The sequence below is a fragment of the Undibacterium sp. KW1 genome, from assembly GCF_009937955.1.
Classification (GTDB): Bacteria; Pseudomonadota; Gammaproteobacteria; order Burkholderiales; family Burkholderiaceae_D; genus Undibacterium.
Window position 1 is genome coordinate 4,297,550 of the sequence record NZ_AP018439.1, and the last position, 12,836, is coordinate 4,310,385.

The window sequence follows — 12,836 nt, forward strand, 5'->3', positions numbered from 1 at the left end:
TATGTTCCGTCGTCTCTTTTTTTCTGTTGCCATCTCTGCATTGCCGTTTACGCTGGTTGCTTGCAGTGAAAAACCGCAATCCGACCCTCGTACCGAAGCGCCGTTGGTACGTGCAGCTACTGTTCAGAGCGCGGCCGCGGCATCACGTACTTTCACCGGTACGGTAGCCGCCCGGGTACAAAGCGATCTTGGTTTCCGGGTTCCTGGCAAAGTGCTGGAGCGCCTTGTAGATACTGGGCAAACTGTCAAGCGCGGGCAGGTGCTCATGCGCATCGATCCTGTAGATCTGAAGTTGGCAGCCCATGCACAGCAAGAGACGGTGGCCGCCGCAAGGGCGCGGGCGCAGCAAACGGCGGAGGATGAAGCCCGTTACCGTGACCTGCGCGGAACCGGTGCGATATCAACATCAGCCTACGATCAGATCAAGGCTGCGGCAGATGCCGCGAAAGCCCAGCTTAACGCGACCGAAGCCCAGGCAGAAGTTGCGCGTAATGCCAGCCACTATGCAGAATTGTTGGCAGATGCGGATGGCGTCGTCATGGAAACGCTGGTTGAACCTGGCCAGGTCGTCAGCGCTGGCCAAATCGTTGTGCGTGTTGCGCGTGCCGGACATCGCGAAGCTGTTATCCAGTTGCCGGAAACCTTGCGCCCTGCCATCGGTTCAGTTGGCCAGGCCACGCTCTTTGGCAAAGAGAGCCTTACTGTTCCGGCCAAACTCAGACAACTCTCAGATACGGCAGACCGGCTAACGCGCACCTTTGAAGCGCGGTATGTGCTCGATGGTGAGCTGTCAAATGCCCCATTGGGTGCTACTATCACCATTCAGATTCCGGGCGGACTTACCGTTGCACAGGACAGCTTACGGGTACCTATTACTTCCCTGTTTGATGCAGGTAAGGGGCCAGGAGTCTGGGTGGTAGAGGGTGAACCGGCAAAGGTTGCCTGGCGTGCCGTCAAGGTTCAGCGTCTGGATGACGATGGCGGCTATATCAGCGGACAACTCAAACAAGGTGACCGGATAGTCGCACTCGGCACGCATTTGCTGCGCGAAGGTCAGCAAGTGCGGGTGGCCAGTCAGGCCACTGCCACAGCGCCGGGAGTGACGCCATGAGCGAAGCTCGTTTCAACCTGTCGGCGCTCGCCGTGCGCGAGCGATCCATCACGCTGTTCCTGATCTTCCTGATCTCGGTTGCTGGCATTCTCGCTTTCTTCAAGCTCGGGCGTGCCGAAGACCCGCCGTTCACGATCAAGCAGATGACTGTCGTCACCGCGTGGCCGGGAGCCACAGCCAGGGAGATGCAGGATCAGGTCGCTGAGCCACTGGAAAAACGCATGCAAGAGTTGCGGTGGTATGAACGCACGGAAACCTATACGCGTCCTGGTCTGGCATTTACCATGGTTTCATTGCTTGACAAGACGCCGCCATCGGAAGTTCGGGAAGAGTTCTATCAGGCACGGAAGAAGCTTGGGGACGAGGCCAAAAAGCTGCCGGCCGGCGTCATTGGGCCGATTATCAATGACGAGTATGCCGACGTCACATTTTCGTTGCTTGCCCTGAAAGCCAAGGGCGAACAACAACGCTTGCTTGTGCGCGATGCGGAAGCGCTGCGCCAGCAACTGCTGCACGTCGCGGGCGTAAAAAAGGTCAACATCATAGGCGAGCAACCCGAACGCATTTTTGTCTCTTTCTCCCACGACCGTCTGGCCACACTAGGCGTCTCGCCGCAGGATATCTTCGCCGCGCTCAACAGCCAAAACGTATTGACGCCCTCCGGTTCGATCGAGACCAAGGGGCCACAGGTTTTCCTTCGTGTTGATGGCGCGTTCGACAATCTGGACAAGATTCGGCAGACCCCGATAGCTGCGCACGGGCGCACGCTGAAGTTGTCGGATGTGGCGACAGTCGAGCGCGGCTATGAAGACCCGGCGACCTTCCAGGTCCGCAACAATGGTGAACCGGCATTGCTGCTGGGCATCGTGATGCGCGACGACTGGAACGGGCTCGATCTCGGCAAGGCGCTTGAAGCGGAAATCACCAAAATCAACACCAGCCTGCCGCTGGGGATGTCGCTTACCAAGGTGACCGATCAGTCCGTCAACATCAGCTCGGCAGTGGACGAGTTCATGGTCAAGTTTTTCGTTGCCTTGCTCGTCGTGCTGGTGGTCTGCTTCGTCAGCATGGGGTGGCGCGTCGGTATCGTGGTTGCAGCGGCTGTGCCGCTGACCCTGGCTGCCGTGTTCGTCATCATGGCGGCCACCGGCAAGAACTTTGACCGCATCACGCTTGGTTCGCTGATCTTGGCGCTTGGTCTGCTAGTGGACGATGCCATCATCGCCATCGAAATGATGGTAGTGAAGATGGAGGAAGGGTATAGCCGTGTGGCGGCGTCTGCCTATGCATGGAGCCACACAGCTGCCCCCATGCTGTCTGGCACGCTGGTCACCGCCATCGGCTTCATGCCCAATGGCTTCGCGCGTTCCACAGCAGGCGAATACACCAGCAATATGTTCTGGATCGTCGGCATCGCCCTGATCGCGTCCTGGGTGGTGGCCGTCGTATTTACCCCCTATCTGGGGGTAAAGATGCTGCCAGACATCAAGAAGGTTGAAGGTGGGCACGAAGCCATCTACAACACCCGCCAATACAACCGATTCCGGCAAGTGCTGGAGCGTGTCATCGCCCGTAAATGGCTGGTAGCAGGAGCGGTCGTCGGGACGTTTGTGCTGGCCATCGCTGGCATGGGGCTGGTTAATAAGCAGTTCTTCCCGACTTCTGACCGGCCAGAAGTGCTGGTTGAAGTGCAGATGCCGTATGGCACCTCCATAGTGCAAACCAGTGATGCGGCAGCTAAGGTTGAAGCCTGGCTTGCGAAGCAGAAAGAGGCCAGGATCGTGACTTCCTATATCGGCCAGGGCGCTCCACGCTTCTTCCTGGCGATGGCACCTGAATTGCCCGATCCGTCGTTTGCCAAGATCGTGGTGCTCACGGGTGACGACAAGGAACGCGAAGCCCTCAAGTTCAGATTGCGTCAGGCGGCGGCTGACGGGTTGGCGCCCGAGGCGCGGGTGCGCGTTACCCAAATTGTGTTCGGCCCTCCTTCGCCATTCCCCGTGGCCTACCGCGTCATGGGGCCGGACCCAGACAAGCTACGCACGATCTCCGCGCAAGTCGAGAGCGTCATGCGCGCCAGTCCAATGCTTCGCACCGTCAACACGGATTGGGGCCCGCGTGTACCTGCCTTGCACTTCACGCTCGACCAGGACCGGCTCCAGAGTGTTGGTCTTACCTCTGCTTCAGTTGCCTTGCAGTTGCAGTTCCTGCTGAATGGGGCACCGCTTACGGAGGTGCGCGAAGATATCCGTTCAGTGCAGGTGCTTGGCCGTGCTGCCGGCAATATCCGTCTCGACCCTGCGAAGATCGCAGGCTTTACGCTGGTCGGCTCGGCAGGGCAACGTATCCCACTGTCTCAGGTAGGTGCCGTCAACGTGCGTATGGAAGACCCTATTCTGCGGCGCCGTGACCGTACACCGACCATCACGGTTCGCGGCGACATCGCTGAAGGTTTGCAACCGCCAGATGTTTCCAGTGCCATCATCAAGCAGTTACAGCCTGTCATTAGCCAACTGCCTTCGGGATACCGGATTGAACAGGCAGGCTCGATCGAAGAAGCCGGCAAAGCTTCTACGGCGATGCTACCACTGTTCCCTATCATGATTGCGCTCACGCTGCTCATCATCATCTTGCAGGTCCGCTCGATCTCGGGGATGGTCATGGTATTCCTGACCAGTCCACTGGGGTTGATCGGCGTGGTGCCGACGCTGCTTCTGTTCCAGCAGCCATTTGGCATCAATGCGCTGGTTGGCCTGATTGCGCTATCAGGCATCCTGATGCGCAATACGCTGATATTGATCGGGCAGATTCGTGAAAACGAAGAGGCCGGGCTGGCCCCTTTCCGCGCAGTTGTCGAAGCCACCGTGCAGCGTGCCCGGCCTGTGGTTCTGACGGCATTGGCAGCCATTCTGGCCTTCATTCCACTGACTCATTCCGTGTTTTGGGGGACGCTTGCCTACACGCTGATTGGCGGTACCTTAGCTGGAACAATTCTGACCCTGGTGTTCTTGCCGGCGATGTATTCCATCTGGTTCAAGATCAGGCCAAGCCCATTGCAAAGCTGATTTGCTGTCCATGCTAAAAAATGTGCCGGTAGCGTTTCAACGGTGATCGACAGGGGAGCGGCATTCTTGCCGCCGACTTCAAAAACTGTATTGCCTGAATTAACTAAACTATTAACAACGACTGAGACTATATCTTGAACCCAAAAATCCTTACCCTGACCATTGCTGCCACCTTGGGCGCTGTATCCCTGTCTTCCCATGCATCTGGCTATCGCTTCGGCTCCCAGAGCGTGTCGGCGCAAAGTACTGCTGAAGCCAACAGTGCCGAAGCGGCTGACGCCTCCACCATCTTCACCAATCCGGCTGGCCTGACCTACCTGGATGGCACCCGGATCGCAGTAGGCGTGACCGCCGTCTTACCGAATTCGAGCTTCTCAGATACTGGCTCCAGGCGTTTCACCGGCACCAGTTCTGGCGGACTGACTGCCCAGGATAGCTATACGCCGGGCATGGTGGCGGCACCATCCTTGTATGTCAGCAAGAAGATCAACGACCAGTGGGCCGCTGGCTTTGGCCTGTTTGTACCCTATGGTACCAAGCTGGACTACGACAACAACTGGTCTGGCCGTTACGCGCTGACCAATGTGAAGCTGGAATCAATCAACCTCAATCCGTCCATCGGCTTCAAGCTGAATGAACAGCATTCTTTCGGCTTCGGCGTGAACGCCCAGTTCATGAAAGCCAATCTTGGGCAGGGGGTGGACGTGCCAGGTTCGATCGCCGCCCTGACTGGTACGCCAGCAGCAGCGACACTGCTACGTACCATTGTTGCCGCTGGCGGTAACCCGGCTGTCCTTGCAGGCGTCAAGGATGGTCACGGTTCTATGGATGGCGAGGACTGGGGTTATGGCTGGAATCTGGGCTATCTGTTCCAGTTGGACCAGAACACGTGCCTGGGCCTGTCCTACCGTTCTTCGATTTCGCACAAGCTCAAGGGCAGTGCTGTGTGGGACTTTAACGTCACCACTGATCCGCTAGTCAACAAGATCATTGCAGCCAATTCGGCCAAAAACAACTCCGCCGTGCTGCTGGATATCCACACTCCAGAGAGCTTCTCCATCAGCGGGTTCCGGCAGATCGATCCTAAGTGGGCCGTGATGGGAGATGCCACCTGGACGCGCACTTCGCGCTTGAAAAACCTGAACATCCAGTTTCCCGGAACCGTGCAGGGCGACGAGGTGATCCTCCAGAACTGGAAAAATACCTGGCGCTTCTCGGCAGGAGCGAGCTACCAGCTTGATGAAAAGTTCACCCTGCGTGGCGGTGTAGCGTACGACCAATCGCCAGTTGCGGGCACCACCCTGCGCCACCCAGCTCTGCCTGATGCGGACCGCGTGCAGTTGTCGTTTGGTACGAACTGGAAGCTGAACGGCAACTCGTCTGTTGATTTGGCGTATTCCTATCTGCACTTTCAGGATGCGGACGGCAGCTACAAGAATTCTTGTTCGCCTTTAATCAGTGGATGCACTGGCAATGGGGAACTTACCAAGGGTACCTGGCAAACCCGCCTGCATATGATCAGTGTGGCTTACAACTACAAATTCTGAGTCGAGCGAGGGTGCTTGATTTCAGCCTGCTTGATGAGAACTTGCGTGGGCAGTCCCGGCGCGTAAGTTCTTGAAATCATTGCTGAGACTTATATGGTATTTTGCCATCTTGACCAATACTGCAACATTAAAAGTACGCGATATTGGATTTGATAGATTGCCCGGCGACCCTACCAGAATTTACGCAAAATTGTCAAAACAAGGTAAATCGACGAAAGCAGATCACCTCGAAAGAACTTACACAAAGTTGTCCCAGCAAGGCGGAGCGACGAAGGCAGGCCTTTAGTACGACCAGGAGCTGCAACGCAGTTGAGACGGCTTTGCGTAAGTCTTATTCAATAATCATCCCAGCCATTCGGTATAGACCACACCGTTTTGTATCTGCCCTATGACCTGTGCCTGGTTCTCTGCGCTTTCACAAAAACTGGCGAGCGCACCTGCGGGTGAAATCATGCCCTTGTTGAGCTGGTTGGACCAGTAATCAAAACCGGCCTGGTCTGGCGCGCGGTGCAGCACATTCTGGTAAAAATTGTTGATTAAAGTGCTTATGCTGGGACTACTGCCATACAGTTGCTTAAATTCTGCTGACTGGAAAAAACCTGCAGCTACCGTAGTCAGGCTGGACCCCTTGTCCATATCCTTGATCCAGTATCCCAAGCCAGCCAGATCAGGTTTGCGGCCAAATGCAGCTTGATAAATGCGGTAAGCCTGGCCTGCGACCCCGTTCACATCGAAGGCAACTGTCACATCTGCAAACTGTAGTCGTTCTACTTGCCCTGCTGTGTCGGTACCATCTTTTCCGAAATTATCTTTCACGACAAGAGAAGTGGCGTTTCCAGAAATCGTATAGTTTGCCTTTTTTCCAGTGTAGACCAGTGTATCAAGACCATTACCCCCTGTAATAATGTCGTCTCCACCACCGGCAATGATGATGTCATTACCCGAACCAGCAAGAAAAACATCATTTAAACTACTACCTGTCAGATAGTCATTTCCTTCAGTGCCATTGACGTTCTTGCCTACGGCAGACGGATTCGGTATTGTCCAAAAAGTAAAGTCGCTTGATCCGGCATAGAAATTAGCATTCAGATCCCAAATCGCCCCCTTGGGGATGCTAAGTGTATATTTAGTATCATATGCAAGCGTGACCATGTAAGGAATGACGAGCTTATTCTGATCCATTATGCTCATATTACGATTGTTGATTGCGTCGAAACTGGCGACAACTTTTCCTGTTTCATCTTTTATCGTGATGATGCCGAAGCCTAAAACGACAGCTTCATTAAAGGTAACGACAAGTTCATCCCTGATGGGCATGGGCTTACCCAGCTGCGTTGGAGAGAACGAGACAACAGTGGGTGGGACATCATCAATTGCGCCATACACTTTGATTTTCGTGTTCACCCGAAATAGTGCTTGAAGAAGCAAAGAGTTATAACTCGTTACGTTCCCGTCATAGTCCGTAATATCGACACGTACTACATTGTAGGTACCATTTTTACTGGTGCGGTCTATCGAAAAAGTTTGCGTCGAAGCGCCATCCTTCCACGAATCGTTTGCACCGGTTAAAGTCAGGGTATTACTGGTGCCACCATTGTTTTTTAAATCGTAGGTGATGGGGGCATCAAGGACAATGGCAAAGCTACGGATTCCTGATATGTCATCTTTGGCATAGGTAGTAATTTTTAGCTGCCCATCATTTTTTGACAAATCCAGCGTATCTGGAATCTCTATCGATTGCAGAGTCGGTCCCATGATGTCGGTTGTCTTACCAAACTTGTTGAGAAACAACATGTAGTCAGCTTCTGGATTACCTTGATTTGTTACCTTGACAAAGTAATCTGTATAGTTGGCCTGACCGGTATAGTGAAAATTGATGCTGGTTTCAAAAATCTCGGTATTAACGGCAGACGAAGCACCGGAGACAGGATTACCGTTACGGTCCGTAATTTCTATTTTTACTCCGCTATTGGACTTAGCCCAGGGGCGTCCCAAACTGTTAACGCTATCGGTAGACAAGTTCAGTATATAGTCAGCTGGGCCATCGAGCTCCAGGGCATACCAATCAACCAAGTCCGATGAAGACAATTTACCAAATGACTTCTTGCTTAGTTTTACTTTAAAAGTTGTATTGGGTTCGCTAGAATCATAGCCGTAAGTTTTTTCATCAGTATGAGATTCGTTCCCAATAATGTATGCCATGAAACACGCTTTCAAATAGAGTAAAAATTTTGCTGATGGCCTGAATCAGATGCTAAATTCCATATCGGCACCAGTCTCCATCCTGATAGTGGATTGAAGTTTTCCTGATACCTGCGAACATAGGCAAAAAAGGACGAGAATTGTAACAATTTTTCAATTGCCCCAGTAATTTTTCTAGCGCCTCGTCTATCCTCACAAGCAAGAGGGACAAATATCACACTAACAAGGCTTGCGTCCTGGACAGGTTGACCTCGCCAAAGCTTTGCGTCAGGGCAAAAAAAAGGGCGGCATAGCAGCCGCCCCATTTCATTGATCACTACACATGGCCTCCGCTTGATCCATCAGGCGGAGACTCCAGGCTAATCAACCAACTAACCCAGCCATTCGGTATAGACCACACCGTTTTGTATCTGCCCTATGACCTGTGCCTGGTTTTCTGCGCTCTCGCAAAAACTGGCGAGCGCACCTGCGGGTGAAATCATGCCCTTGTTGAGCTGGTTCGACCAGTAATCAAAACCAGCCTGGTCGGGCGCGCGGTGCAACACATTCTGGTAAAAATTATTGATCAGTGTCGTTGTGCTGGGGAAGCTGCCATACAGCTTCTGGAACTCTGCCGACTGAAAAAATCCTGCAGCAACTTGCGTGAGGCTGACGCCGTGATCCATCCTGTCTATCCAGTAGCCAAGACCTGCCAGATCAGGCTTGCGGCCAAATGCGGCCTGGTAAAGGCGATAAGCTTGCCCGGCTGCGCCGTTGATATCAAAGGCCAGTGCTGAATCAGTAAAGATCAGGCGTTCGACTTGTGCGACTGCATCCGTGCCATCTTTGCCTACCGTATCTTTGACGGTAAAACTGGTGGTCGTACCATTGATGGCATAATCACCGAGCTTGCCCGCCAACACCAAAAAGTCGAGGCCTGCGCCGCCGTCTATCACATCATTGCCTGCACTGCTGATGATGGTGTCGTTACCTGCCCCTGCGGTGATATTGTCGTCGCCATTTGTACCCTGCAGATAATCATTGCCGCTGGTGCCATAGATATTCTTGCCGGGCACAGAGAGGTTCAGGCCGAGTATATAGTCGGTAGCCGCATACGACAGATTGCTGACGCGCACAAAAAAATCACCGTGTGAATATCCACCTGTGTAATTGAAGACGATGCTGCCATCGGTCGTCAGGCTGGCATAGCTGGTGTCAAGACCGGCCAGCGGGTTACCTGCGCTGTCGGTGATCTTGACTTCTATACCGCTATAGGTTTCGCGCCATTCATTGGTCGCACTATAGTTATTGACGATGTCGGTAGAGACCACCAGGGTATAAGTACCAGGGCCATCGAGGTTGAGCTGGTACCAGTCTGTGAGGTCTGTGGCGGACAATTTGCCGAACGACACCTTGCCCAGGTTAACCTGGAAATTGGCGCTCAGAGAACTGGAATCATAACCCTTGGTTCTCTCATCATAGACACCATCATCACCATAAACATAGGCCATCTTTCACTCCTTACTCTTTCTGGACATACGCAACATACGCAAAAACGCGCTTGACTCTTGCAGCTTTAACGCAATAACGGCATCATCGGATGACAGGAATGTCAAAAAAGTTTAAGCATGAACAAATCAAGCATGGAAACTTGCGCATGAAGAACCCGACAGAAATCACCGTCGCCACTTTCAATAAACTGGCACAGCGCTACCAGGACAAATATATGGACCTGGAAGATTATGACGATACCTATGCGCTGTTTTGCAAGAATTTGGTTTCCAGCAATGCGCGTGTATTGGAACTGGCTTGCGGACCAGGCAATGTGACACGTGCCCTGCTGGCACGCCTGCCTGATTTACAGATCGTGGCAACTGACCTCGCACCGCAAATGGTGGAGCTGGCGCGCAGCAATAATCCTACGGCGCAATTCGCCGTCATGGATTGCCGTGATGTGGGTGGACAAGGGAAAAATTTTGATGCGGTGGTCTGCGCCTTTGGCCTGCCCTATTTATCGCGTGCTGAAGCAGCAACACTCATTGCTGATGCCGTTGCAGTGCTCAATCCTGGTGGCCTGCTTTACCTGAGTGCAATGGAAGCAGAAGAAACACGCTCAGGCTGGCAAACATCAAGTACTGGTGACCAGGTCTATATCCACTATCATGATGAGCAACATTTGCGCACGGCATTGGGCCTGCATAGCTTTGACATCATCGATATCAAACGCAAACCCGGGCCTGCACAAAGCAGCATGGCGAGCACGGATTTATTTATCCTGGCCCGCCTGCGAGCTGTTTGATGACTGCGCTTTAGTAATTTAGTGAGACAGCTTATTTCAAGAAGTTTTTGACTTCAGCCTGAAACTGCTCAGGCTGGTCCCACATGATGAAGTGCGCACTGGCAGTGATGCGCTTGAGCTGCACATCTTTGATGCTGGCATAAGCCATCTTGTAAAAACCATCCATCTGCTCTGGCGTCACCGGCGCACCATTTGGCACCACATACAAGACCGAGGTCGGCACGGCAATGTTTTTCAGCTCAGGTGTCAGGTCCGTCGTGATTAATTCATGATAGGCGCGGGAAGCAACGTCCTGGTCACTCTTGAGTGCGTCATCCAGCCCAGCAGGGCGCATGGCGGTGTTATTGATCATGCTGTTGATGGTTGCCGTGGTTCTTTGCGCCCGCGCTTCTGGTGCGGCTGCACGCATCTTGGCCAGCATATCGTCTGCCATCGGTTTAATACTTTGCGGTGTCGTGCCCGGCGGGCCAAACATCACACCGAGGAAAGGGAACATATCGACGATCATCAGCTTGCTGATGGATTGCGGATGCCGCGCCGCCACCATCATGCCTATCGTGCCACCCATGGAATGCCCGATCAGCACAGGCTTTTGCAAACCATGCGGCACTAGCTGGGCAATGTAGCGGGCGATTTCTTCTGCCACAGGTGTTGCCACTGCCCCTTCGGTATTGCCACCAACTGCCTGCCCGGCAAAGCCCGATACCTGCACCAGATGATACCGGTAGCCAGGTACTGCCTTGACCATCTCAGCCCACACCTTTGGGGACGAACTCAGGCCAGGCACCAGAATCACATCACTGCCCTCGCCTTCTACCCTGATACTGATACGCTCAGAGCTAAAAGCTGCGGCCCAGGCAGCGACAGGGCTAAGGACTGCGCAACTAAATGCCAGAGCGGTCTTGAGCAGGTGACGGCGAAGTATCATAAACAATTCCTTGGTTAATATTCTGCTAGCATACTACAGTCTGCATTCATTTTTTTAAACCATTCATGTCCGCAAGCAATCTACAAAACGCTATCGCCAGCCAGCTCAGTCAATGGCTGGCAATGAGCAACACTGGCGACTGGCAAACCATAGCCAGCACCGATGTCCCGCACCTGCCCTATTTGCTGGCAGCGCGCTTCGACCATGATGTGCGCCAGGGCGGCTTTGCCCAGTTTCTCTACAATATGAACGGGCACTTACTGGCGCAGATTGAAGACATGCTGATTGCCGCCAATGCCCACGTCGCCCATGATTTTTACGTACAAGCCATCAGCCTGTGTCTGAAAAACAAAGCGGAATACCAGCGCTTTTTAGCCAGCAACTATACCGATACCAACACGCTCAAAGACCAGTTGCAGTTACTCAGTGTCGCTTATTTTGGCAAAAGAACGGATTTCCAGACAGAGGCACATGCTTTTCTGGTGAGTGGTTTGCCCGCTTAAGTTCTGATAATGATTGCCCCTAACCTGCATACCCAGTGATAAAACAAGCATAAAAATGCTTGAGCAAAGGCTGATCCTGGCACTTCATCATGCCGCCAATTTTATCCAGCCGCGCCTGTTCTGGCATCTGTGCAGGGTCTGCTATATACAGGATGCCGTGATGCTCTGAAAACGGCACATGCAAGGCATAGGGAAAATACACATACACCGGTTTGCCGTCGTCGGCGTAACAGTCATCTGTTTTCTTGCAATTCCCTGGCAAATTACTACTGAGTACAGCAACTTCCTTTTCATAATGCCCTTGAAAAATCCAGGCATCAACATGCTCTGCCAAAGAAGTTGTGGGCACATAAAACCAGGCAGCCCAGCATACTGTGAGGAGCGTAATCAATATCCATGACCACCCGGCCAGCGGGCCATCGAAAGAATGCCGGAAAAACTTCAAGGAGCTGTAACTGGCATACAGCCCCAGACCAAACATCAGCATCAATACCAAAAGAAAAAAAGCCAGATGCATTTGTACGTACAGTGCCGAGAAACCCAATACGGCAGCGGCAAAAATGAACGGGGACTTTGGTAAAGGTCTTTTTTCAGCAAGCAGTGTCATCAAGGGTAATCCGTGTAGATACGATATCAACAGACAATTAACCCTGCCCCATCATCTTTGCAAACCTGGCACGCAACTCGTCATAAGACACATCTTCTTTGCGACTTGCCAGCAACCACACATGACCAAATGGATCGATCAGGGTACCGCGCCTGTCGCCGTCAAACTGATCAGCAACAGGCATCGCAGCCTTCGCCCCCAGCTCTACGGCACGGCCAAATACAGCATCTACATCATCAACATACAAGTGTATGGATACTGACGATCCACCCAGCGACTGCGGGCCACGGTAACCCATGTCCGGGAACTCATCTGCCAGCATCAACAGCGCATCGCCTATGCTGATTTCTGCATGCATGATCTTGCCGTTGCCATCGTCCAGGCGTACCAGTTCATTGGCAGCAAATGCAGCCGCATAAAATTCAAGCGCAGCAGCAGCGCCCTTGATGATGAGATAAGTTGTGGCGCCACGATAAGCAGCCGGTATAGCAATATTTGACATGAGGATGTACCCATCTAAGGTGTAAGGTAAGAGAAGACTGCCTTCAACAACAAATCAGTTCATCATGATGTGCCGTGAACTGCAGGCATGCAG

At 52.9% G+C, this 12,836-nt stretch carries 10 protein-coding genes; 5 read left to right on the forward strand and 5 right to left on the reverse strand.

Features of this window, described 5'->3' with window-relative positions; genetic code table 11:
* The first annotated feature begins 1 nt into the window (after nucleotide 1).
* From UNDKW_RS19260 to UNDKW_RS19270, 3 genes are all read left to right on the forward strand, one after another.
* Nucleotides 2-1,111, forward strand: a complete 1,110-nt coding sequence (locus tag UNDKW_RS19260; protein WP_162060021.1) for an efflux RND transporter periplasmic adaptor subunit — start codon at nucleotides 2-4, stop codon at nucleotides 1,109-1,111.
* Entirely contained in the window at nucleotides 1,108-4,176 is a 3,069-nt protein-coding gene (locus UNDKW_RS19265; protein WP_162060022.1) for an efflux RND transporter permease subunit, read from the forward strand. The genes UNDKW_RS19260 and UNDKW_RS19265 overlap by 4 nt, the downstream gene beginning before the upstream one ends.
* Nucleotides 4,177-4,310: 134 nt before the next feature.
* On the forward strand, nucleotides 4,311-5,723 hold the full coding sequence (locus UNDKW_RS19270) for an OmpP1/FadL family transporter (protein ID WP_162060023.1): 1,413 nt from the start codon (nucleotides 4,311-4,313) through the stop codon (nucleotides 5,721-5,723).
* A gap of 342 nt (nucleotides 5,724-6,065) precedes the next feature.
* Here UNDKW_RS19270 and UNDKW_RS19275 read toward each other — a convergent pair whose 3' ends face one another.
* Nucleotides 6,066-7,925, reverse strand: coding sequence for a DUF4214 domain-containing protein (locus UNDKW_RS19275; RefSeq protein ID WP_162060024.1), 1,860 nt, complete (start codon nucleotides 7,923-7,925; stop codon nucleotides 6,066-6,068).
* Between the two features lie 371 nt (nucleotides 7,926-8,296).
* Nucleotides 8,297-9,415, reverse strand: a complete 1,119-nt coding sequence (locus UNDKW_RS19280) for a DUF4214 domain-containing protein (protein ID WP_162060025.1) — start codon at nucleotides 9,413-9,415, stop codon at nucleotides 8,297-8,299.
* Nucleotides 9,416-9,513: 98 nt separating this feature from the next.
* On the opposite strand from UNDKW_RS19280, the gene UNDKW_RS19285 reads away from it, so the two are divergent.
* The gene (locus UNDKW_RS19285) at nucleotides 9,514-10,203 is read left to right on the forward strand and encodes a trans-aconitate 2-methyltransferase (protein WP_162060026.1); all 690 of its coding nucleotides are present in this window, start codon (nucleotides 9,514-9,516) and stop codon (nucleotides 10,201-10,203) included.
* Between the two features lie 31 nt (nucleotides 10,204-10,234).
* Here the strand turns inward: UNDKW_RS19285 and UNDKW_RS19290 are convergent, their stop codons facing one another.
* Nucleotides 10,235-11,131: an alpha/beta fold hydrolase gene (locus UNDKW_RS19290; RefSeq protein WP_162060027.1), complete on the reverse strand. Its 897-nt coding sequence runs from the start codon at nucleotides 11,129-11,131 to the stop codon at nucleotides 10,235-10,237.
* Nucleotides 11,132-11,196: 65 nt separating this feature from the next.
* Here UNDKW_RS19290 and UNDKW_RS19295 point away from each other — a divergent pair, with 65 nt between their 5' ends.
* The gene (locus UNDKW_RS19295) at nucleotides 11,197-11,634 is read left to right on the forward strand and encodes a hypothetical protein (RefSeq protein WP_162060028.1); all 438 of its coding nucleotides are present in this window, start codon (nucleotides 11,197-11,199) and stop codon (nucleotides 11,632-11,634) included.
* Between the two features lie 19 nt (nucleotides 11,635-11,653).
* On the opposite strand, the gene UNDKW_RS19300 is transcribed toward UNDKW_RS19295, so the two are convergent.
* A complete protein-coding gene (locus tag UNDKW_RS19300; protein ID WP_162060029.1) occupies nucleotides 11,654-12,244 on the reverse strand; it encodes a hypothetical protein in 591 nt (196 codons plus the stop codon).
* Between the two features lie 34 nt (nucleotides 12,245-12,278).
* The gene (locus UNDKW_RS19305) at nucleotides 12,279-12,743 is read right to left on the reverse strand and encodes a VOC family protein (RefSeq protein WP_162060030.1); all 465 of its coding nucleotides are present in this window, start codon (nucleotides 12,741-12,743) and stop codon (nucleotides 12,279-12,281) included.
* Between the last annotated feature and the right edge of the window lie 93 nt (nucleotides 12,744-12,836).